At 62.8% G+C, this 21,521-nt stretch carries 19 protein-coding genes; 10 read left to right on the forward strand and 9 right to left on the reverse strand.

What is annotated here, in order from left to right; translation table 11 throughout:
* The first annotated feature begins 49 nt into the window (after positions 1-49).
* On the forward strand, positions 50-1,690 hold the full coding sequence (locus O7B34_RS14530; RefSeq protein ID WP_337146676.1) for a pilus assembly protein: 1,641 nt from the start codon (positions 50-52) through the stop codon (positions 1,688-1,690).
* Between the two features lie 42 nt (positions 1,691-1,732).
* On the opposite strand, the gene O7B34_RS14535 is transcribed toward O7B34_RS14530, so the two are convergent.
* On the reverse strand, positions 1,733-3,694 hold the full coding sequence (locus tag O7B34_RS14535) for an LTA synthase family protein (RefSeq protein WP_337146677.1): 1,962 nt from the start codon (positions 3,692-3,694) through the stop codon (positions 1,733-1,735).
* Between the two features lie 245 nt (positions 3,695-3,939).
* Here O7B34_RS14535 and fabD point away from each other — a divergent pair, with 245 nt between their 5' ends.
* The 7 genes from fabD to gmk all read left to right on the forward strand — a co-directional run bounded on the left by fabD (position 3,940) and on the right by gmk (position 10,539).
* Positions 3,940-4,893, forward strand: coding sequence for an ACP S-malonyltransferase (fabD, locus tag O7B34_RS14540; RefSeq protein ID WP_337146679.1), 954 nt, complete (start codon positions 3,940-3,942; stop codon positions 4,891-4,893).
* Between the two features lie 57 nt (positions 4,894-4,950).
* Entirely contained in the window at positions 4,951-5,688 is a 738-nt protein-coding gene (fabG, locus tag O7B34_RS14545) for a 3-oxoacyl-[acyl-carrier-protein] reductase (protein ID WP_337108030.1), read from the forward strand.
* Positions 5,689-5,910: 222 nt separating this feature from the next.
* Positions 5,911-6,147 (forward strand): acyl carrier protein, encoded by a 237-nt coding sequence (locus O7B34_RS14550; RefSeq protein ID WP_006203723.1) that lies wholly within the window; start codon positions 5,911-5,913, stop codon positions 6,145-6,147.
* A gap of 34 nt (positions 6,148-6,181) precedes the next feature.
* On the forward strand, positions 6,182-7,444 hold the full coding sequence (gene fabF / locus O7B34_RS14555; RefSeq protein ID WP_027144118.1) for a beta-ketoacyl-ACP synthase II: 1,263 nt from the start codon (positions 6,182-6,184) through the stop codon (positions 7,442-7,444).
* A 102-nt stretch (positions 7,445-7,546) separates the two neighbouring features.
* Positions 7,547-8,815: an endolytic transglycosylase MltG gene (gene mltG, locus O7B34_RS14560; RefSeq protein ID WP_337146681.1), complete on the forward strand. Its 1,269-nt coding sequence runs from the start codon at positions 7,547-7,549 to the stop codon at positions 8,813-8,815.
* A 155-nt stretch (positions 8,816-8,970) separates the two neighbouring features.
* A complete protein-coding gene (locus tag O7B34_RS14565; protein WP_027144116.1) occupies positions 8,971-9,861 on the forward strand; it encodes a YicC/YloC family endoribonuclease in 891 nt (296 codons plus the stop codon).
* 21 nt (positions 9,862-9,882) lie between these two features.
* Positions 9,883-10,539 (forward strand): guanylate kinase, encoded by a 657-nt coding sequence (gene gmk, locus O7B34_RS14570; RefSeq protein WP_140509905.1) that lies wholly within the window; start codon positions 9,883-9,885, stop codon positions 10,537-10,539.
* Positions 10,540-10,545: 6 nt separating this feature from the next.
* Here the strand turns inward: gmk and O7B34_RS14575 are convergent, their stop codons facing one another.
* The 7 genes from O7B34_RS14575 to lptF all read right to left on the reverse strand — a co-directional run bounded on the left by O7B34_RS14575 (position 10,546) and on the right by lptF (position 18,522).
* Positions 10,546-10,839 (reverse strand): DUF1330 domain-containing protein, encoded by a 294-nt coding sequence (locus O7B34_RS14575; RefSeq protein WP_337146682.1) that lies wholly within the window; start codon positions 10,837-10,839, stop codon positions 10,546-10,548.
* Positions 10,840-10,907: 68 nt separating this feature from the next.
* Positions 10,908-11,741, reverse strand: coding sequence for a 16S rRNA (adenine(1518)-N(6)/adenine(1519)-N(6))-dimethyltransferase RsmA (rsmA, locus tag O7B34_RS14580; protein ID WP_337146683.1), 834 nt, complete (start codon positions 11,739-11,741; stop codon positions 10,908-10,910).
* 25 nt (positions 11,742-11,766) lie between these two features.
* Positions 11,767-12,795, reverse strand: a complete 1,029-nt coding sequence (pdxA, locus tag O7B34_RS14585) for a 4-hydroxythreonine-4-phosphate dehydrogenase PdxA (RefSeq protein ID WP_442920964.1) — start codon at positions 12,793-12,795, stop codon at positions 11,767-11,769.
* Between the two features lies 1 nt (position 12,796).
* Positions 12,797-13,729 carry a peptidylprolyl isomerase gene (locus tag O7B34_RS14590; RefSeq protein ID WP_337146684.1) on the reverse strand — a complete coding sequence of 311 codons (933 nt, stop codon included), beginning with the start codon at positions 13,727-13,729 and terminating at the stop codon, positions 12,797-12,799.
* An 88-nt stretch (positions 13,730-13,817) separates the two neighbouring features.
* Positions 13,818-16,238, reverse strand: a complete 2,421-nt coding sequence (locus tag O7B34_RS14595; protein ID WP_337146686.1) for an LPS-assembly protein LptD — start codon at positions 16,236-16,238, stop codon at positions 13,818-13,820.
* Complete coding sequence (gene lptG, locus O7B34_RS14600) at positions 16,238-17,323, reverse strand: LPS export ABC transporter permease LptG (protein ID WP_337146796.1); 1,086 nt, start codon at positions 17,321-17,323, stop codon at positions 16,238-16,240. The genes O7B34_RS14595 and lptG overlap by 1 nt, the downstream gene beginning before the upstream one ends.
* The gene (gene lptF / locus O7B34_RS14605; protein WP_337146688.1) at positions 17,320-18,522 is read right to left on the reverse strand and encodes an LPS export ABC transporter permease LptF; all 1,203 of its coding nucleotides are present in this window, start codon (positions 18,520-18,522) and stop codon (positions 17,320-17,322) included. The genes lptG and lptF overlap by 4 nt, the downstream gene beginning before the upstream one ends.
* Before the next feature lie 363 nt (positions 18,523-18,885).
* On the opposite strand from lptF, the gene O7B34_RS14610 reads away from it, so the two are divergent.
* On the forward strand, positions 18,886-20,418 hold the full coding sequence (locus O7B34_RS14610; protein ID WP_337146689.1) for a leucyl aminopeptidase: 1,533 nt from the start codon (positions 18,886-18,888) through the stop codon (positions 20,416-20,418).
* 9 nt (positions 20,419-20,427) lie between these two features.
* Positions 20,428-20,877: a DNA polymerase III subunit chi gene (locus O7B34_RS14615; RefSeq protein ID WP_337146690.1), complete on the forward strand. Its 450-nt coding sequence runs from the start codon at positions 20,428-20,430 to the stop codon at positions 20,875-20,877.
* A gap of 98 nt (positions 20,878-20,975) precedes the next feature.
* Here the strand turns inward: O7B34_RS14615 and O7B34_RS14620 are convergent, their stop codons facing one another.
* A complete protein-coding gene (locus O7B34_RS14620) occupies positions 20,976-21,446 on the reverse strand; it encodes a carboxymuconolactone decarboxylase family protein (RefSeq protein WP_140749327.1) in 471 nt (156 codons plus the stop codon).
* Between the last annotated feature and the right edge of the window lie 75 nt (positions 21,447-21,521).

A 21,521-nucleotide genomic window follows, 5' to 3' on the forward strand; every position in this document is an offset into this window, starting at 1 on the left:
AGACCGGGCAACCGCGCATATCAAGCGGCAGGCATTTCCGGGGGTAAGGATGCTTCTCAACAGATTCTGGCGCTCGAAGAGCGGCAATTTCGCGCTTCTGATGGGGTTGGGGCTGCCAGCCATTCTGTCAGCCGTGGCCTTCGCGACCGATGTCTCGACCATGATGCGGGCGAAGAGCAACCTGCAGAACGCGCTCGATTCCGCAAACCTTGCCTCGTCGCATCTTGGCGATCTGGACATTACCCGCACCGACGCCTTCAACCGTTATTTCCAGGCAAACATCGCCGGGCATGGCGAACTCGTCAACGCGCAGGCGACGCTGACCGTCGACAAGGGCGTCAATTTCGTCAAGACCAAGGCGGTCGCTTCGGCCGACGTCAATCTGAACTTCGCTTTCCTGTTTGGCCAGAGCAAGCACATCGTGGTCGATGCCTCGGCGGTCGAATCGAACAATCAGCTCGAAGTCGTGCTGGTGCTGGACAATACCGGCTCGATGCGCGGCGCCCGTATGACGGCGCTCAGGGCCGCGACCAAATCATTGCTCGATACTCTCGAATCGACAAAATCGCCGACGCGCCAGGTCCGTGCCTCACTGGTGCCATTCGTCACGGCCGTGAACGTCAACGGCGACGGGTTCGACCCGTCCTGGATCGACATGGACGGCAAATCCTCGACCAACGGCATAAATTTCCCCGTCATCGACGGCAAACGCCCGAACCACATGGCGCTGTTCAAGCAGCTCAAGGACACCGGATGGGCCGAGCCCGGATGGAACGACACGGGATGGAAGGGCTGCGTGGAGGCGCGGCCCGGCGCCTACAACATTTCCGACACGCCGCCCGATCCGACCAAGCCCGATACGCTGTTCGTTCCCTATTTTGCGCCGGATGATCCCGGAGATGCGCAGATGCCGTCCAGCACCTATGGCAATGAGGCAAAATACTACAACAATTCTTATCTCGCCGACACCGGCGACACGGTCAAGCTGGACAAACAGAAAGGCAACAACCGGCTCGGCATCGACTTCAGCGGCCTCGGCAGCGATCCCGACAAAGCCACCAAGGAAAAAGTCGCCAAATATGTGGCGCCAGACAAGGAACTTATCACCGAGACAGGAACGTCCGTCACCGTTGGCCCGAACCGTTCCTGCCCGACCCCTGTCGTTCCCTTGACCGAAGATTTCGACAAGCTGCGCAAGGCGGCAAGCCAGATGACCGAGTGGAACGGCTCGGGCACCAACGTGTCGGAGGGCCTGTCGTGGGGCATGCGTGTGCTGTCGCCCGCTCCGCCTTATACCGATGGGGCGCCGTGGAAGACGCCTGGCATCAGCAAGATCGTGCTGTTGCTCACCGACGGTGAGAATGTCGTCTATGGTGCCAGCGAACAGACGACGAAATCCGACTACACATCCTACGGCTATCTGGCGGGTGGCCGCTTCGGGTCGGATAACCAGGCGACGGCGGCCCGCAATGTCGACGGCTGGACCAAGAGCGTCTGCACGCAGTTGAAGAACGAGGGCGTGCAAATCTACACTCTGGTGCTGCAGTCCGACACGCCCGCCAACCGCTCGCTTTACAGCGCCTGCGCTTCCGACCCCAGCAACTATTATGCCGTCAATGACCCGACCAAACTGCCGGACGTGTTCCTGCAGATCGCCAACAAGTTCTCGAAGCTGCAATTGACGAATTGAAGCCATGGCCCGAGAGCATCGGGCCTGAGCCGACCGGTCGGCTCAACTCGTATGGGAGACGACCTTGTCGACCGTTTCAGGGAAGAAGTCGGGTGCCGCGAGGCGTTTGCCGAACATCATGTCGTATTGCAACAGACGGAAATCGCGGATCGCCGGGTCGATCTCCTTCTGCCGCGCCCAGTCGGACGTGGCCTCGCCCGTCGGCGTCAGCAACAAGTTGCGGTCGACGACGCGATAGCGCTCCCGCATCTCGCCCAGGAAACCCGTGTAGTAGGGGTGGGTGATGCCTGCGGCGGTGAGGATATGATAGGGCAGGAAGGCAGGGCTCACCGTCCCCAGATTCTCGACCGGGCCTGAGCGGTTCGACCAGATGATCAGCGGTGTCGCGTGATGTTCGAGAGCGGCCTCCGGCGTCGGTTCCTTGCGTGGCGCGACGTTGTCCTTCAAGAAGCCCGTCTCGACATAGACCGGTCCGAGCGGCGGCAGGTGGTCACCGAAAAAGGCGACAATCGTTGGCCGCTCGCGCGTCTTGGCCCATTCGATCAGCCGCTCGAGGCCGCGGTCCGCGTCGGCTGAACCCTCGGCGTAGGAGATCAGCGAGTCACGCGCCCACTGGCTGATCGGGGCTTGCACCGAGTGGGTCGGGTTCGAATAGCGGTTCGGTTCATACGGGCCATGGTTCTGCAGGCTGACGGCGAAGAAGAAGACCGGGTCTTCGCTGGCGTCGGCTTCGCGGATGATCTCGTCGGTCATCGCAGCGTCGGATGCCAGCGGTCCGCGCTTTTCCATGGGCGGCAGCGTCTCTTCCGATTTGAAGTCGTTGAAGCCGAAATCGGCATAGACCGCGCCGCGATTCCAGAACCAGTTTGTGCCTGGATGGATGGCGCGTGCCCTATAGCCTTCGCTCTTCAGGAAGGTCGCCATCGACGGCGTCGGGGTGCGTACATATTGCTGGTAGGGGATGCTGCCGGCCGGCAGGAAGGCGTTCGAGAACCCGGTAAGCGCTTCGAATTCGATGTTGGCGGTCATGCCGCCGAATTCAGGCGAGAACATCGAGCCCGAGCGGAGCGCCCGCACATTGGGGATCGGATCCGGGGTGATGGTGACGCCGGGCAGCTTGGTCGAATCCCAGAAGGATTCGCTCATGACGACGATGATGTCGGGCTTCTCGGTAGGCACCGAGGCCGTCACATTGGTTCGGTCAATGGCCGCAATTGCCTTGTCGGAATAGCCTGGTGGTGCCGAGACATGCGCCATCGGCACGTTGAGCGCGAAGGCGAGCGCAAAGCCGTTGGAGGCGTAGTTTTCCTTCTGGTCCCACATGATGGGGATGATCTGCAGCCGGTCCCGCGTCCACGAGAAAGTGGCGTAGTCCATGATCGAGACGAAGAAGGCGAGCAGCGGCACCGCCAGCGTCAGCCGGGCAAGGCGGCCCTTGTGGCTGAGGGCTGGAACCTTGCGGCGCCATAGCCGCCAGCCGTAGACGAGCAGGGACAGGCCGGCGACGATGCCCGCGACCATGGCGAGCGCGGTCATAGGCCGCTCGCGCACCAGCAGCGGCAGCAGGGCGAAAATCTGGCGGGCATAGAGAAAATCGGTGGGGTAGAGCGGATCGCCGAGATAATGCGATTTCTGGTGGCCGACAAAGGCCAGCGACAGGGTCAGCGGTGCCACGATCATCAGGCTCTGATGACTGCGCCCGAGCACCGCGTCGAGACCGATCAGGACCAGCGCGAACACGACGATGGTTGTCCAGCCCGGCTTGAACGGCTGCAGGAAGAAGGAAACGGTGCCGGCAACGTCGCCGCGCACAATCAGTTCGATGGCGAACACCAGCACGGCCGAGATCGCCAGGCTGATCAGCCCGTAACGGACGACCGGCCATCGCCGGCCCGGTAGATAGCCGGTGGACGGATCGTCTTCCAGGAACTGCGGCGCGGCGTTGCCGGCACGTTTGAAGCTCTTTGCCACTTTAACTTCCCACCCCAAGACAATCCACGTCATTCGATTGTCATATAATTGTCACGCAAAGCTAGCGCCTATGGCGGAAATAAGAAGAGCCAGCAAACGATTCGTGAGCGGTTTTCATCAGGTGTGATCGCCGCAAAGCCCTTTGGGAACAGGCGCTCGGCGCATGGTTCGGATTCGGCGCCGGGTTGAACCGGGCTTGACTTGGCGGCCTGCCTTGCGTCACAGGCAGGGAAAATTCGTAGTATCAGGCAAGCAAAACAAGTCTGGGGAGCCCTCGCATGGCCGTCGCATTCACCTTTCCAGGACAAGGAAGCCAGGCTGTCGGCATGGGCAAGGATCTTGCCGATGCCTTTCCAGAGGCGCGCGGGATCTTCCAGGAAGTCGACGACGCGCTTGGCGAAAACCTGTCGAAGCTGATCTGGGAAGGTCCCGAAGAGACCCTGACGCTGACGGCCAATGCGCAGCCGGCCCTCATGGCGGTATCGCTGGCGGCGATCAGGGCGCTGGAAGCGCGCGGTTTCTCGCTGAAGGACAAGGTCGCCTATGTCGCCGGCCATTCGCTGGGCGAATATTCGGCACTCGCCGCCGCCGGCTTCGTTTCCGTTGCCGATGCCGCCCGTCTGCTGCGCATTCGCGGCAACGCCATGCAGGCGGCGGTGCCGGCTGGCGAGGGCGCCATGGCGGCGATCATCGGATTGGAGCAGGCCGATGTCGAAGCTGCCTGTGCCGAGGCCGCCCTGGGCGCTGGCAAGGGCGCTGCCTGCCAGGTGGCGAACGACAATGGCGGCGGCCAGCTGGTCATATCAGGCACGAGAGCCGCAGTGGAACTGGCGGCGAGACTGTGCACCGAAAAGGGTGCCAAACGGGCCCTGATGCTGCAGGTTTCGGCGCCTTTCCATTCCGCGCTGATGACACCGGCGGCCGAGATCATGCGCGAGGCGCTGGCGAGCGTCGCGAGGGCCGCGCCGGTGGTGCCCATCGTCTCCAACGTCACCGTCACTCCGACCAGTGACCCCGATGAGATCGCACGGCGTCTGGTCGAACAGGTGGTTGCCCGCGTGCGCTGGCGCGAAACGGTGGAATGGTTCGGCGCCAACGGCGTCTCCACGCTTTACGAGATCGGCGCCGGCAAGGTGCTTTCGGGCCTGGCGCGGCGCATCAACCGCGACATCGCCACCGCCTCGGTAGGTTCCGCGGCCGAGGTCGAGGCGGCATTGGCGGCGCTTGCATAAAACGCCATTTGATACCATCCCTATACGGGGTGCCCTCTTCTCAACCTGGAGACAAAAATGTTCGAATTGACCGGCCGCAAGGCGCTTGTCACCGGCGCATCGGGGGGCATCGGCGAGGCGATCGCCAGGGTGTTGCATGCGCAGGGCGCGATCGTCGGCCTGCACGGCACGCGCCTCGAGAAACTGGAAACGCTGGCCTCCGAACTGGGCGACCGGGTCAAGCTGTTCCCGGCCAACCTGTCGAACCGCGACGAGGTCAAGGCACTCGGCCAGAAGGCGGAGGCCGATCTCGAGGGCGTCGACATTCTGGTCAACAATGCCGGCATCACCAAGGACGGCCTGTTCGTGCGCATGTCGGACGCCGACTGGGATACGGTGCTGGAGGTTAACCTCACCGCCGTTTTCAGGCTGACCCGTGAACTGACCCACCCGATGATGCGCCGCCGCCATGGCCGCATCATCAACATCACTTCGGTGGTCGGCGTGACCGGCAATCCCGGCCAGGCGAATTACTGTGCCTCCAAGGCCGGTATGATCGGCTTGTCGAAGTCGCTGGCGCAGGAGATCGCCACCCGCAACATCACCGTCAACTGCGTCGCTCCGGGCTTCATCGAATCGGCGATGACCGACAAGCTCAACGACAAGCAGAAAGAGGCGATCATGGCGGCGATCCCCACGAAGCGCATGGGCACCAGTGCCGAAGTGGCGTCCGCCGTTGCCTATCTGGCTTCGAACGAGGCCGCCTACGTAACCGGGCAGACCATTCATGTGAATGGCGGTATGGCGATGATCTGAGCGAGGATCTGAGCGAGGTCCGCGGTAACATCGCCGCGCTGTGAAAACCCACCATTTCGGCTTGGACCTTGGCTATTTTTCGTGTAATGCGGCCCGCAACCCGGCGGTTCGGGCAAAAACCGGTCCGTGGCCGTTGCGTTTCCGGCAGGACCATCTTTCAGCTTGATTAGCGGCATTCCGCCCGCTAACGAAGACAGACAAACAAAAGACGAGGATGCCCAAATGAGTGACACCGCAGAGCGCGTCAAGAAGATCGTCATCGAACACCTTGGCGTCGATGCCGACAAAGTGACGGAGCAGGCGAGCTTCATCGATGATCTGGGCGCTGACAGCCTCGACACTGTCGAACTGGTCATGGCGTTCGAAGAAGAATTCGGCGTTGAGATCCCCGATGACGCAGCCGAGACCATTCTGACCGTCGGCGATGCGGTGAAGTACATCGACAAGGCTTCGGCCTGACGCTTTCCGCAGTCGTCACCGGGGAGGACCTGCGATGAGACGTGTCGTCGTCACGGGCCTTGGCCTGGTTTCACCGTTCGGCATGGGCTTCGAGCACGGCTGGAAGGAACTGCTGACCGGCCGCAGCGCTGCCAAGCGCGTCACCGAGTTCGAGGTGGACGATCTTGCCTGCAAGATCGCCCACGTCATTCCGCGTGGCGACGGCTCCAACGGCACGCTCAATCCCGAAGCCATTCTTGAGCCGAAGGAACTTCGCAAAATCGGCGACTTCATCCTGTACGGGATCGCGGCCGCCGATGAAGCGCTGAAGGATTCCGGCTGGCAGCCTTCAACCGAGGAGGAGCGTTGCGCCACTGGTGTGCTGATCGGCTCCGGCATCGGCGGTCTTGAGGGCATCGCCGAGAACGCGATCATCCTCAAGGAACGCGGCCCGCGCCGCATCAGCCCGTTCTTCATTCCCGGAAATATCATCAATCTCGTGTCGGGCCAGGTTTCGATCCGGCACGGATTGAAAGGCCCCAACCACGCTGTGGTCACTGCTTGCTCGACCGGCGCGCACGCCATTGGTGACGCCGCCCGGCTGATCATCTTCGGCGATGCCGACATCATGTTGGCAGGCGGCGCCGAATCGCCGGTGACCCGGCTTTCGCTCGCCGGCTTCGCCGCCTGCCGGGCACTCTCGACCGAGCGCAACGATAGCCCGCAAACGGCCTCGCGGCCTTACGACCGCGACCGCGACGGCTTCGTCATGGGCGAAGGCGCCGGTGTCGTCGTGCTGGAAGAGCTCGAGCATGCCAAGGCGCGCGGAGCGAAAATTTATGCCGAGGTGACCGGCTACGGCCTGACCGGCGACGCCTATCACATCACCGCACCGGCCGAAGATGGCGACGGGGCCTTCCGTTGCATGACGGCGGCGCTGAACCGGGCAAAGCTTACGCCAGCCGATGTCGACTACATCAATGCGCACGGCACCTCGACCATGGCCGATACGATCGAACTCGGCGCTGTCGAGCGGTTGGTCGGCAATGCGGCGTCCAAGATTTCAATGTCGTCGACCAAGTCGTCGATCGGCCATTTGCTGGGAGCAGCCGGCGCGGCCGAAGCGATCTTTTCGATCCTCGCCATACGCGACAATATCGCACCGGCGACCATCAACCTCGACAATCCCGAACGCGAAACCGCGATCGACCTGGTGCCGAACAAGCCACGCCCGCGCCAGATCGACGTAGCCCTGTCCAATTCCTTCGGCTTCGGCGGCACCAACGCCTCGCTCGTCTTCCAGCGGTATAATGGCTGACGGTCCGGTTACCGGGCAATGCTTTGGCGTGCCGTCAATTTTGCCATATTCGCCCCTACTCTGCCGCAGGGGATTCGTTGAGAGATCGAACGGTAGGGCGAAATGAACACAAATCCGTCAGACAACGGAGAATTCGGGCAAAGGCCGGCGAATACCGGGCCGATCGTGCCGAAGACGGCCAGCGAGGCGCTGCGGCCGGAAGCCGGAACGCCGCCGCCGAAACGCTCGCGCGCTTCGCGCAGCCAGGTCGTCGTGTTCATGAACTTCGTCATCTCCTCGGTGATGCTGATGGTTCTGGCGGCGGGCGTGGCCCTCTATTTCGGCAAGCAGGAGTTTACCGAGCCCGGCCCTTCCGCCAACGGCGACACTTTCCTCGTCAAGCCCAACAGTGGCGTCCAGGATATCGCCGACCAGCTTGAGCGCCGCGGACTGATCAGCGACGCCCGCGTATTCCGCCTCGGTGTGCGTGCCTTCGGCAACGATTCCGCACTCAAGGCCGGAGAATACGAGATCAAGCCCAGGGCATCCATGCGCGACATCATGGAACTCCTGAAGAGCGGCAAGTCGGTGATGTACTCGCTGACTATTCCTGAAGGGCTGACGGTCGAGCAGGCCTTGCAGCGCATCGCCGACGAACCCGCCCTGAGCGGCGATATGCCGGGGAAGACGCCCCCCGAGGGTAGCCTTGCCACCGACACGCTGCGCTTCACGCGTGGCGCAACGCGTCAGCAGATGGTCGAAAAGCTGCTCGCCGATCAGAAGAAACTGGTCGATGAGGTGTGGCAGCGGCGCGCGCCGGATCTGCCCTTGGCCAACGTCGAGGACTTTGTCACCCTGGCCTCGATCGTCGAGAAGGAAACCGGCAAGGGCGATGAACGCTCACGGGTGGCTGCTGTCTTCCTGAACCGGTTGGCCAAGGGCATGCGCCTGCAGTCCGATCCGACCATCATCTATGGTCTGTTTGGCGGCAAGGGCAAGCCGGTGGACCGCCCGATCTACCAGTCCGACATCCAGAAGCAGACGCCTTACAACACCTACGTGATCAGCGGCCTGCCGCCGACGCCTATCGCCAATCCAGGCCGCGCGGCCCTCGAGGCCGTGGCCAATCCGTCGAAGACCGACGACCTCTATTTCGTCGCCGACGGCACGGGCGGCCACGTCTTTGCGTCGACCCTGAACGAGCATAATGAAAACGTCGCCCGCTATCGCGCGCTGCAGAAGAAGCAGGCCGATGAAGCAGCCAAGGCCGCCGCTGCCGGCGGTACCAGCGGCAGTGCCGACAAGCCTGCTGCCGACAAGCCTGCTGACGACAGCGACGGCACCGGTGGCGACAACGGCGATGCCGGCGGTGATGCGGGCGCGGTCCAGTAAGGTGAAGAAAGGCGTTGCCTGGAAGGCGGCGGCCTGACATTTGAAGGAACGCCGGGCGTCCGATTTCGACGCATTCGCGGTGTGGTCATTTTAAGCCGCGCTTGCCCCTCCGGAAAACCGTTTCGGGGTAAGGCGCCAGGGGTGTACAGGGCGACATGAATTTGCAGAGCATGACCGGTTTTGCGCGCGTCGTCGCCGAGCATGACGGCACCGCGATTGCCTGGGAAGTCAAATCCGTCAATGGCAAGAGCGTCGAGGTTCGCCTGCGGCTGCCTCAGGGATTCGAGCGGCTGGAGCCTGTGGTCAGGCAAACGCTGCAGAAGCGTTTCGCCCGCGGCAATTTCCAGGCGACGCTGACCATCGGCCGCGCCGCCAGCGCGCAGACGCAACCTGTCGTCAATGAGGCGTTTTTGAAAGATCTCGCCGGTCTGGCCAAGCGGCTGCAGGAACAGTTCGGCGTTGCGCCTGCAACGGCTGACGGATTGCTGTCGCTGCGTGGCGTGCTCGACGTTGCCGAAACCATCGAAACCGAAGAAGTGCGGGCCGCGCTCGATACCTCCATCATGGCCGCGCTGGACGTGGCGCTGAACGGCCTGGAACAGGCCAGGCAAGGCGAGGGCGCCGCGCTGGCCGTGCTTTTGTCCGGCCATATCGACACCATCGAGACACTGACCCTGCGCGCGGAAGCCGACCCGTCACGCGATACGGCGGCGATCCGCGAACGCATTGCCGAGCAGGTCCGGCTGCTGATGGACGCATCCGCCAATCTGGATGCAAGCCGGCTGCACATGGAGGCGGCGTTCCTTGCCACCAAGGCCGATATTCGCGAAGAGATCGACCGGCTGAAAACGCATGTCGCGTCTGGCCGGGCCTTGCTCGAGGGCGGCGGCGCCGTCGGCCGCAAGCTCGATTTTCTGGCACAGGAATTTAACCGCGAATCGAATACGCTGTGTTCGAAGTCGAATGCCGCCGCCGTCACCGCGATCGGGCTGGAACTGAAGGCGGTCGTCGACCAGTTTCGTGAACAGGTCCAGAATCTGGAGTAGCCGATGGTCGCCGAGGAACCGATGGTTCCCAGGGATATGGGGTCCCGGATCCGCCGCCGGGGGTTGATGCTCGTCCTGTCGTCGCCATCGGGTGCCGGCAAGTCGACGATCGCGCGCAATCTTCTGGAGAGCGATTCAAGCCTCGAACTGTCGGTCTCGGTCACCACAAGGCCACGCCGCGGCTCGGAAATCGAGGGCGTTCACTATCACTTCCGCACCATGCGCGAATTCGAGCGGCTGCGCGATTCCGACGCGCTCCTCGAATGGGCGGAGGTGCATGGCAACTGCTATGCGACACCGCGCGAGCCGGCCGAACTGGCGCTGGCGCAGGGCCGCGACATGCTGTTCGACATCGACTGGCAAGGCGCCCAGCAGCTCAAGGAGAAGATGCGTGCCGACATCGTGTCGATCTTCATCCTGCCTCCGTCGATGAAGGAATTGAAGGCGCGGCTGAAGCGGCGCGCCGAGGACCAGGAAGCGGTGATCGAGACGCGGCTGAAGAACGCCCGCAACGAGATCGAGCACTGGAAGGAATATGACTTCGTCATCGTCAATGACGATCTCGACCGTGCCTTCGCCGAGGTTCGCGGCATCGTCGTGGCCGAGCGGCTGCGGCGCGACCGCCGGCCCGGTCTCTTCGATTTCGTGTCGGGATTGTTGGACGAAAAAACCGTCTGACTGGCGTCAGGGCGCCATGCCCTCGACCAGGATCAGATCTCGACTGAGCGCGGCATCGCGCACCTCCAGTGCCGCCGCATATTCGGCGGATGCGTACCAGCGCCTTGCCCGCTCGATGTCGGGAAATTCGACGACGATCAGCGGACCAGGATGCCAATCACCCTCCAGCGTCTGCACTTGGCCGCCGCGCACCAGATAACGCCCGCCATGCCGGGCGATCGAGGCCGCGGCGCGGGAGCGGTATGTCTGCAACGCCTCTTCGTCGCGGACCGTGACATCGGAAATGACATAGGCGGGCATTCCTGGTTCTCCGGCATGTTCGCCAGACTACCTATGCCTCGGTCATCACAATTCCAGACCTGCCGGCGCTAGACCGCATTGGTCAGCCGCACGAACTCCTCGACGCTGAGCGTTTCGGCACGTCGCGTCGGGTCGATCCCCGCTCTTTCGAGCAAGGCCTCGCCGCCGAGGCTTTTCACGCTCTGCCGCAGCATCTTTCGGCGTTGGCCGAAGGCGGCTTCCGTGACCCGGCCGAGTTTCTTCACATCGGCGGGCAGGGGCGTCGCGCGTGGTTCCAGATGCACCACCGAGGAGGTGACCTTGGGCGGTGGCGTGAAGGCTTGAGGCGGGACGTCGAAGACGATCCTGGCCTGCGTGCGCCAGCCGGCAAGCACACCCAGCCTGCCATAGGCGTCGCTGTCGGGCGCGGCGACGATGCGCTGCGCCACCTCACGCTGGAACATCAGCGTCATCGAGGCATAGAAGGGCGGCCAGTCCGCGACCGTCAGCCATCGGACCAGCAGTTCGGTGCCGATGTTGTAGGGCAGATTGGCCACGATCCGGACCGGAGCGTGTTCGGTCCCCGAGGCGAGGGCGGCGAAGTCGGTCTTCAGCGCGTCGCCTGAAATCACCTCCAGCCGACCGGGGTAATGAGCGGACACCTCGGCAAGCGCCGCCAGGCAGCGTTCGTCGCGCTCGATGGCGATGACCCGGCGGGCGCCGTTCGATAGCAGCGCCCTTGTCAGCCCTCCAGGCCCCGGCCCAACCTCGATCACCGTGGCATTCGTCAGGTCGCCGGCGCTGCGTGCGATCTTGCCGGTCAAATTGAGATCGAGCAGGAAATTCTGGCCGAGCGCCTTTTTCGCCTGCAGCCCATGGCGCTCGATGACGTCACGCAGCGGCGGCAGCCCATCGATGCTCATGCGCGAAGACCGGAAGCGAAAGCGCTCATGCGGTGCCGGCCTTTGCGTCGACGTCAGCCAGTCTTCTGGCGAGCTTCAGCGCCGCGATCAGGCTGTCGGGTCGCGCCACGCCCTTGCCGGCGATGTTGAAGGCGGTGCCGTGGTCGGGCGAGGTGCGGATGAAGGGCAGGCCCAGCGTGACGTTGACGGCCTCGTCGAAGGCCAGCGCCTTGGCCGGGATCAATGCCTGGTCGTGATACATGCACAGTGCAGCGTCGTAGCCTGCCCGCGCCCGGGCATGGAACAGCGTGTCGGCGGGCAAGGGCCCGAAAGCATCGATGCCTTCAGCACGCAGGATGTCGACTGCCGGGCGCACGATATGCCCGTCTTCCAGGCCCATGGAGCCGCCTTCGCCGGCATGCGGATTGAGGCCCGCAATGGCGAGCCGCGGCCTGGCGATGCCGAAGCGGCTGGCAAGGTCGGCCGCCGTGATGCGCGCGGTCGCGACGATCAATTCGGTGCTTAGGACCTTCGGCACCTCGGCCAGGGCGATGTGGATGGTGACGGGAACCGTGCGCAGGTCGGGGCCTGCCAGCATCATCACCGGCATCGCCTCGACGCCGCTGTGCCGAGCCGCCAGATGCGCCAGATATTCGGTGTGGCCGGGAAACCGGAAGCCGGCATCGTAGAGCGGTTTCTTGGCTATCGGGCAGGTCACCACGGCAGCGGCCTCGCCGGCAAGACAGGCGGCGACCGCGCGGTCGATCGCTTCAATGGTGCCGGCTGCATTGGCCGGGTCGGGTCGCCCGGGGCTGTCGATGAAGCGCGCCGTCAGGGGAACGATCGGCAAGGCGCGGCCAAAGACCTCGATCGCCTGCACCGGCGTCACTTCCTCGACAGGCAGCGAGACGCCAAGGTGGCGTGCGCGCGATGCGACCACGGCCGGGTCGGCCAGCAGGTAGAAGGCGGGCAAGCCGACGGCGTTCCGCGCAAGGAAGGCGGCGATGGCGATTTCAGGGCCGATACCGGACGGATCGCCGACGCTCAACGCCAGCGCGGTCATCGTGCTGCTCACGTCAGCGCTTGACGATGCGGGCTTTCGCCTTCAGCTCGTCGACATATTTCTTGCTGAGATCGTCGGCGGCCTTGTCGTTGGAGCCTTCGCTCTGGAACACCATCTGGGCGGTCTTGTCGTCGGATACTTCGCGCGACGAGCAGATGCCGATGAATTCGACGCCGCGTTCGGTCTCGCGCGTGACGGTGGCGCCACCGACCTTGGTCGCCTTGATCTGCTCCGCCCAGTCAGGCGGCAGTTGCGGCGCCAGAATCCGGCCGAGGTCGCGAACGGTGACGTCGATCAGGCCTTTGGCGAACTCGCGCGTCGTGTTGCAGCCGTTGAAGCGGGCACGCATGGCGTCGGCCTCGCGCTTGCGTTTGGCCAGCGTCGCGCTGCGTTCGGCCGCTGGCACGACGAAGATGACCTGCTGCAGCATGTATTCCATGGCGCTCGGCTTGGCTCCGCCCTTGTCAAGCATGCGCCGCACCGCGTCCTGTTCGGTCACGCTACCACCTTCGCCGGAACGGTAACGTGCGCTCAGGGCCTGGCTCCATGCCATCTGGGCGCGAATGAACTCCTTGAAATGATCCTTGCCGACGCCGGATTTTTCCATGACGCCGTTGAGCTGGCCGAGCTGCATCTTGTTGTTAGTGGCAAAGCGCTGGTAGGCGGCCTCGACCTGGGCATCGCTGATACGGATGCCAAGCCGTCTGGCCTCGGCCGTGCGCAGCGTCTGGTCGATCATTTCCTGGGCAGCGTCGCCCTTCTTGCGCTGCAGCTTCAGGAAGGCAGCACGATGGGCGATATCACCAGTGGTGATTGCTATGTCGTTGACGACGTACTTGATCTCGCTGGCGAAAGCCGGCGGCGTCATCACTATCATCGACACGGATGTCGCCGCCACGAGCAACGCGAACCCTGCTGAAAAGAGGTATTTCCTCATCGTTGGCATCCCAATTCTATCCCGGCTCCGCCCAATTCCGTCCCCTTCCGGATACGCGAATCCGTGCCAGCCCTATGCGGCGAAACGATGTCGCCGCTTATTGGATGGTGTCGACTGCGTTGGTCGACGAGCCGAAGTCGCCGAGGGTGCGGAACGACAGGTTGAATCCGATGCTCTGCGTCACTTCCCTGGTGTTCAGGTCACGCGACTGCGCGTACGTCATCAGGTAAGTGAAGCAGGAATCGTTGTAAGCGAAGCCCACCCCGTCCTTGACCAGCAGGCCTTCCTGCAAATCGTAGGTTCCTGTTCCGAACACGCGCCAGTTCTCGGCAAGATGCGTCGATGCGCCGAGCGTAACCTCGTGACGGTCGGTCGTGAAACCATAGAGCGGCTGGGCCTGGATGAAGGCATACTTGGCGCTCAACGACACCGGCAGCCCGGAATAGGCGGCTTTAAACTCGGCGCGGCGGATCTCGAAGCTCTGTTCGTCGAAACGGCCGCTGACCGAGGCCGCGAATCCATTGGGGCTGGTTATGCCAAACAGGCCGACATAGTCTGACTTAGTGGTCTCGAGCCCCGAATTTGCACCGACATTGACCAGATCAGGTGCCGCGAAGGAGTTTTCGCCGCCGATCTGATAGGACTGGCCGAAGATCGCATTGGTGCCCCAGCCATTGATATAGGAGCCGGAATAGCGCAGCCCGACATTGGCACGCGAGCCGCCCTCGATGCGGTCGTAGCCGGAGAACTTGTCGCGTTCGAACAGCGTGGTCGCATCGAAAACCATGCTCTGCGCGTCTTCGTTCGGAATGGAGAGGCCGCCGACATACTGTTCGTTCGGGCGCAGGAACACCTGAGCCATCGGCTCGAAAACGTGGCTCGACCCGCTGGCCAGCGAGAACAACAGGGGCCAGCTCATCTCGAGCCCGGCGGTCGCCATGTAGCGGGCAAATGACGAGCGCATGTCGTCCTGCTCGCCCAGATTCGTCGCCATCTGGTTGATCGCGGTGAGCGAGGCCGATGACGCTCTGACATAGTCGACGTCGCCTTGCAGCGCCAGCAACGGTGTCAGCACCAACCCGTCATCGGTGACAAAGCTCCGTTTCCACTCGGCCTCGGCGGTAAGACGGCTGGACTCGCCTTCGATGCCGCGCACGCGCTGCGTACCTGACGGGGGGTAGTAAGGGGTGAAATATGTCTCGTCGAGATCTTCGCGGCGGATGACGCGCGTATTGACATTGAGCGACAACTGGCCGCCGGCGACCGACGCGTCGGGGATATAGGCATAGTCGAGCGAGGGCAGCACCCAAGGCTGCTGGCCGCTTCTCGCCGCGACGTTGTCGTTGAGCGTGTTTTCCTGGACTTCGAAATGCATGGCGCGCACGTCGAAATAGTTACGATCATTGAGACCGGTCAGATAGACCGACGACTGGTGGACGTATTCGTTGTACTTGCCGATGTTGTAGGTGTGCGAGAAATCCTTGTCGGTCTGCAACAGCACGTCCCAGCCGAAATTCCAGCGTTCGTTGATCGCGAACTGCCCCTGCGTGCCCATCATGCCGCGGAACTTGTTGGAATCGCCAGCCGCGCCTGAATCGATGTTGCGGCCGGCGCTGTCGATGAAGGCGTCCGGATTCTGCTGCTGGATCCCGGCGACCTTAAAAGTGTATTCGCCATTGTTGAAGCGCTGGCGCCATTCGGCTTCGCCGAGGAAGCCCTGCTTGGTGTAGCCGCTTCCGGTCACCGTCAGGTCATATGTTGGGGAAAGAGCGAAATAGTAGGGAACCTTGACGCTATACCCCAGATGGCTGTTGTAGCCGATGCTGGGAATCAGGAAGCCGCTCTTGCGCTTCACCGTCGGGTCGGCGATCTCGAATGCCGGCAGGTAGGCCAGCGGAAAGCCGAAGAACTCGAAATTCGCGTTCTCGAAGCGAACCGTCTTCTTCTCGCCGTTCCAGATGATCTTCCTGGCTTTGACACGCCATGTCGGCGCCTTGTCGGGCTTGTCCTCGCACGGTTCGCAGGCGGTGTAGACACCATTGTGGAAAGTGGTCAGCACGCCGCCCATGCGTTCGGCGCTTTCGGCGGCGAAATAGGCCTTGTCGACGGTTTCAACGCGCAGCGCGTTGACGAAGCCGTCTGCGAAATCGTCGGTGATGTCGATGTGCTGCGAATTGATCTTGGTGCCGTCGCTGTTGACGATCTCGACATTGCCGCTGGCAACCATCCGCTTGGTGTTGCGGTCGTACACAACCTTCTGGGCGACGAGGCGGTTGCCGCCATAGTCGATCTGCACGCCGCCGATGGCGGTCACTGTCTGGTTGTCGTTGTTATATTCCAGGGTGTCTGCCGCGAGCAGCATCTGCGAGCCGGACGGAACCGTGGCCGCCATGTTGCCGACATCCTGCGCGAACGCCGGCAGCGGGACGCCGTAGGCGATCAGGCACGCCAAGGCGCTCGCCGCATAAAGGCGCGCCAAACGGGCCTGCCTGTCGCTGGGCAAAAACGCCTCCCTCACTAGCCGTCTTCCTTGTATAGCAGGAAAGTCACCCCGAAGAACATAGCTACCACGACCGGCACCCAGGCGGCTATGGCAGTCGGCACGAACCCCGCCACGCCGAACGCCTTCACCAGCACCGAAACGACATAAAGCAGAAACCCGGCAACGACGCCACCCAGAATCATCGTTCCCGATTGCCCCATTCGCGCAAATCGCATTGAAACTGTTGCCGCAATCAGCGTCATGGCGACGAGGAGGAATGGCAACGCCACCAGCGAATCAAACTGCATGGCAAAGGCATTTGCCTTGAGGCCGAAGGAACGGGCAACCTCGATTTTTCCGGGCAGGTCATAGAAGGGGATCGTCTCCGGGCGCGCCAGCCGCTCCTGCACGAATTCCGGCTTCAGATTGGTCGGCACACGATCGTTCGCGACGGGCTGGATGGAGCCGTTCCTGAAGATCTTCACATCCTGCAATTCCCAATAGCCGTCGCGCAGGTAAGCACGCGCCGCATCCTTGCGCTCGACGATATTGCCTTGCTGGTCGAGGATGAAAAAGACCGCGTCGGACATCTCCAGACCCTGGCCGAGGATGGCGCGCGCGCCGATGATCGTGTCGCCGGAACTGGTTTTCTGGCGGATCCAGGGAGCGGCATCGGCCGAAACCGTGTTGGATTTGCCGGAGCGCAGCTCGGTCTCGATCTGTTCGGACAAGGAGAAGGCGTGCGCGGCGAGCGGGTTGATGATCCCGACCGACACCGCGCCGAACAGCAGTGCGCCGATGCAGCATGGCAAAAGAAACTGCCAGGCCGAAACGCCCGCGGAGCGCGCGATGACGAGTTCGTAACGTCGGTTGAGCGACACCAGCGTCGCCATCGCCGAAAACAAGCCGACAAACGGCACCGTCTGCAGCATGATCATCGGCATGCGAAGGCCTGAAATGGCCATCGCCGTGCCATAGGTGAACCCCGGCAGGCCGGTGGTGCGGCCGGACAGTTCGGTGAAATCGATAAGGAATACCAGCGCCAGAAGGCCGAGGAAGAACCAGATCGTGATCGCCACGTAGCGGAAGAAGAAGTAACGGCCCAGCGTCCAGCCCATCAGCCGGCTCCTTGGCCTGAGGTGTCGCGCCTGGATAGACGCAACTTGAGGGCATTCCAGCCGTCACCGATGCGGCTGGCCAGGTTTGTCATCCAGTCCGCCCAGGCAACCGGCAGTTCCATGGTCCGGTTCGACACGATGAACCAGATCGCCACCGCGGAAGCCACGATCGGTACGCCATAGACCACATAGGAATATTGCGGGACCTCGTCGGCCTTGCTCGCGCCGAAGAAACCCAGCCAGCGCACGAACAGCGATATCGCGATGGCCGTGATCAGCGGATTGACGCGCGCCTCGCGATGCGAACGCGCGTCTCCCGCGACCGCGAGCGCGATCAGGGCGAAAACCATGGAGTATGTCCATTCCGAAAACCGCTGGTCGACCTCGGCCCGGTACTCCTGCGGATTTTGCTGATAGTTCTTGTCGTTAGGGCTTGGGTTGAGCAGGTACTGGGTCGTCTGGTCCTTTGGCAGGAGCGTCACCTGGTTGGCCGCCGACATGAAGGCCGACATGTCGAAGGCATAGGACGTGAACCGGATGACACTGAGGTCGCCCGTCAGCGTTTTGCGATGGATGACGCCGTCATTCATCATCAGCACCTTTTCGCCGCCGCGTTCGATGATGCTGCCAGTCTTCGCATAATAGACGAGATTGACGCCTTCCTCGCGGGAATCGGCGACGAAGATGCCACCCAGCCGGTTGTCGGGAAGCCGCTCGCCAATCTGCAGGAACAGTCCCTCCTCGATTTTCCGGAACGTGCCTTCCTGGATGATCAGCGACAAAAGGTCGGCGCGCGACTCCGCCACCAGGGCGCGGTTCTTCTGTCGTGCGTAGGGGTCGATGCCGTTGTCCACGGCGAATGAAAAGACGCTGGCGGCCAGCGCCAGCAGCATGATCGGCCGCACGATGGTCCAGCGCGAGGCGCCCGATGCGTTGACCACCGCGAGTTCCGAATCCGAATTCATCACACTGAGTGTCTGGGCGACAGCCACCACGAGCGCGAAAGGCACGACGATCGGAACGATGGAGGGGAGAATAAGAGACGCGACCTCGAAGAAGGTCAAGGCCGACTGACCGCTGTCGGTGACCAGGTTGATCTTGGCCAGTACCTGCGTCGTCCACACGATGGCCAGCGTCCAAACCAGTGCTGCCAGGAAGACCACGCAAGCGCGGCGCATGATGTAGCGTTCAACGACCTTCATGAAGGCTTTACTCGATTTTCTCGAACGGCATCATGCCACCTCGCCAAAGGTAGCTGTCCGGCGACGCCCGCACAACTGGCTCCGTTGCGCTGCGTTGGGCAGGCGAGCCGGTTCCCGTCCCACGTCGCGTGCCGCAGTAGGCCGGAGTGTCGGCGGCAATGGATAAGAAAGGACGAACATCGATGGTTAACAACAGGTTGCGGCATTAAGCGGGCCGTGCCGCGACGAATCGCCATCGATTCCATGTCTCATATGGGTAGCCATTTTGGCAAAGTCTTGCCAAATGCCGGAAAACGACCAAATGTCGCGGATCGCTTCAAACCGCTTCGCGCATCATCGCGCAATCCCCGAAAGCAGGACATGATGAACCCGAGACCATCGATCGCCTTTGCAAAATTCGTCGCGCCCCAGTCGGCGGCGAACAGAAAGGGCACGGTCTTCGTGCTGTCGGCGGATGATGGCTTGAGCGATGCGGCCAGGGCTTACGATCCGGGCAAGACGCTCGACCGGGCTTTCCCGGTCGCCGAGTTTACCGGCAAGTTCGCCGGCACTGTCGAAATCCTGGCGCCGGAAGCAACATCGCTCGACAGGCTGGTCGCGATCGGCGCCGGCAGGGTGTCGGGCCTCGACGAGTATGCCTGGCTGAAGCTCGGCGGCACCATTGCGGCATCGCTGCGCAAGGCAACCGACGTGGCCGTGGTCCTCGACCTGGCCGGTGCCTCGCCCGATGGCAAGGACGCCGCGAACCTCGCGGCGGGCATTCTTTTGCGCGGCTATTCCTTCGACAAGTACAAGACCAGGAAGGATAAGGACGAGGGCCAGGGGAGCGGCCAAGGGGGGGGCAAGGCCGATCCGAAAAAGCCGGTCAAGGTGACCATCCATACCGCCGACCCTGCGGGCGCCAAGAAAGCTTTCACCGATGCCGAGGCGGTGATCGACGGTGTGCTTCTGGCGCGCGATCTCGTCAACGAACCGGCAAACGTGCTGGGACCTGTCGAGTTCGCCGCCCGTGCCAAGGACCTCGAGGCGCTCGGCGTCAAGGTCGAGATCCTGACCGAGAAGGAGATGAAGAAGCTCGGCATGGGCTCGCTGCTCGGTGTCGCGCAAGGCTCGCCCCGAGGCGCCCGCATGGCGGTCATGCAATGGAACGGCGGCAAGGCCAAGGACAGCCCGGTCGCCTTCGTCGGCAAGGGCGTCACGTTCGACACCGGCGGCAATTCGATCAAGCCGGCCTCCGGCATGGAGGACATGAAAGGCGACATGGGCGGCGCTGCCGCCGTGACCGGGTTGATGCATGCGCTCGCCGCGCGCAAGGCCAAGGCCAATGTTGTCGGCATCATCGGTCTTGTCGAAAACGCCGTCGACGGTCATGCCCAGCGCCCGGGCGACATCGTCACCTCGATGTCGGGACAGACCATCGAGGTGCTCAACACCGACGCGGAGGGGCGCCTCGTTCTGGCCGACGCGCTGTGGTACTGCAACGACCGCTTCCAGCCGAAATTCATGGTCAACCTGGCGACGCTGACCGGCGCCATCATGGTTGCGCTCGGCCTGCATTATGCCGGCCTGTTCTCCAACAACGACGAACTGGCGCAAAGGCTGACCGCGGCCGGACAGTCAACGCAGGAACGGCTGTGGCGCATGCCGCTCGGCGCCGAATACGACAAGCTGATCGATTCCAAGAACGCCGACATGAAGAACATCGGTGGCCGCTACGGCGGCGCGATCATCGCCGCGCAGTTCCTGCAGCGCTTCGTCAAGGACACGCCCTGGGCGCATCTCGACATTGCCGGTACCGCGATGGGCTCGCCATTGAACGAGATCAACCAGTCGTGGGGTTCGGGTTTCGGCGTGCGGCTGCTGGACCGGCTGGTACGTGATCACTACGAGAGCTGACGTCGATCCATGGCCGATGTGCTGTTCTACCATCTGACCGAATCGACGCTGGAGGATACATTGCCCGGCCTGCTCGAGCGCAGCATCGATCGTGGCTGGCGCGCCGTGGTGCAGACCGGCACCGAGGAGCGGCGCGACGCGCTCGACCAGCATCTATGGACTTTCCGCGATGATTCCTTCCTGGCACACGCGACCGATCGCGAAGCTTACCCAGCTGAACAACCAATCCTGTTGACCACCGGCGACGGCAATCCCAACGAAGCCAGGATCAGGTTCCTGGTAGACGGCGCGGCGCCGCCCGATCTTGGCGGCTACGAGCGTGCGGTGTTCCTGTTCGATGGCCATGACGCGGCCCAGGTCGAAATGGCCCGGGCGCATTGGAAGACGATGAAGGACGCGGGCCACGCCGTCACCTATTGGCAGCAGACCGTGGACCGCCGCTGGGAGCGCAAGGCGTGAGAGCAGTGCCTAAAGCCGAAACGCGGACCAGAGATGACCCGCGCACCGAGTCATCTCTGTAGTGCCATTGAGGCTCACTGCCCGCCCAATTCTTGGGCTTACTGCCCGCCCATTTCCTTCTTGAATGTATCGAAATCGACCTGCATGCCGTTGAAGATGGTGCTCCAGTGGCGTGTCAGCGCCGCCATCGCCACGGCTTCCTGGATCTCCTCGTCGGTTGCGCCGGCGCGCTTGGCGTCCTGCGTGTCCGACCATATGCAGTAGGTGCAAGGAATCTGTGCCGCCACGGCCAGGGAGATCAGCGACTTGACCTTGGGCGGCAGCGCCGTCTTGTCGCTGAGTTCGATGGCCTTGACCTCGGCCCAGGCACCGGGCAGACCGGTTTTGGGAAACTGCTTCACAAAGCTCGGTACACCGCCCATGGTCGACTGTATGTCCTTGAGGGTTGCATCATAGTCGTCGGCGTGGGCCGGCGCGGTGCCGAGCGACAGCACGCAGGCTGCGGCGGCGAACAGGAACACATGCTGGGACGAAGACTGCACGGATTTGACGACGCGATGGTACGACATGGTTTTCTCCTCTGGTCTTTGTTAGCCTTACGATGTAAGGTGACGGTGAAAATGAACCTTACACTGTAAGTTGTC

It is taken from the genome of Mesorhizobium sp. Cs1299R1N3 (genome assembly GCF_037179625.1).
Taxonomy (GTDB): domain Bacteria; phylum Pseudomonadota; class Alphaproteobacteria; order Rhizobiales; family Rhizobiaceae; genus Mesorhizobium; species Mesorhizobium salmacidum.

Excerpts from the sequence above, each read along its gene's own strand:
- O7B34_RS14530 (WP_337146676.1), top strand. The coding sequence starts at position 50 with ATGCTTCTCAACAGATTCTGGCGCTCGAAGAGCGGCAATTTCGCGCTT.
- O7B34_RS14535 (WP_337146677.1), bottom strand. The coding sequence starts at position 3,694 with ATGACGTGGATTGTCTTGGGGTGGGAAGTTAAAGTGGCAAAGAGCTTC.
- fabD (WP_337146679.1), top strand. The coding sequence starts at position 3,940 with ATGGCCGTCGCATTCACCTTTCCAGGACAAGGAAGCCAGGCTGTCGGC.
- fabG (WP_337108030.1), top strand. The coding sequence starts at position 4,951 with ATGTTCGAATTGACCGGCCGCAAGGCGCTTGTCACCGGCGCATCGGGG.
- O7B34_RS14550 (WP_006203723.1), top strand. The coding sequence starts at position 5,911 with ATGAGTGACACCGCAGAGCGCGTCAAGAAGATCGTCATCGAACACCTT.
- fabF (WP_027144118.1), top strand. The coding sequence starts at position 6,182 with ATGAGACGTGTCGTCGTCACGGGCCTTGGCCTGGTTTCACCGTTCGGC.
- mltG (WP_337146681.1), top strand. The coding sequence starts at position 7,547 with ATGAACACAAATCCGTCAGACAACGGAGAATTCGGGCAAAGGCCGGCG.
- O7B34_RS14565 (WP_027144116.1), top strand. The coding sequence starts at position 8,971 with ATGAATTTGCAGAGCATGACCGGTTTTGCGCGCGTCGTCGCCGAGCAT.
- gmk (WP_140509905.1), top strand. The coding sequence starts at position 9,883 with ATGGTTCCCAGGGATATGGGGTCCCGGATCCGCCGCCGGGGGTTGATG.
- O7B34_RS14575 (WP_337146682.1), bottom strand. The coding sequence starts at position 10,839 with ATGCCCGCCTATGTCATTTCCGATGTCACGGTCCGCGACGAAGAGGCG.
- rsmA (WP_337146683.1), bottom strand. The coding sequence starts at position 11,741 with ATGAGCATCGATGGGCTGCCGCCGCTGCGTGACGTCATCGAGCGCCAT.
- O7B34_RS14590 (WP_337146684.1), bottom strand. The coding sequence starts at position 13,729 with ATGCCAACGATGAGGAAATACCTCTTTTCAGCAGGGTTCGCGTTGCTC.
- lptF (WP_337146688.1), bottom strand. The coding sequence starts at position 18,522 with ATGAAGGTCGTTGAACGCTACATCATGCGCCGCGCTTGCGTGGTCTTC.
- O7B34_RS14610 (WP_337146689.1), top strand. The coding sequence starts at position 18,886 with ATGAACCCGAGACCATCGATCGCCTTTGCAAAATTCGTCGCGCCCCAG.
- O7B34_RS14615 (WP_337146690.1), top strand. The coding sequence starts at position 20,428 with ATGGCCGATGTGCTGTTCTACCATCTGACCGAATCGACGCTGGAGGAT.
- O7B34_RS14620 (WP_140749327.1), bottom strand. The coding sequence starts at position 21,446 with ATGTCGTACCATCGCGTCGTCAAATCCGTGCAGTCTTCGTCCCAGCAT.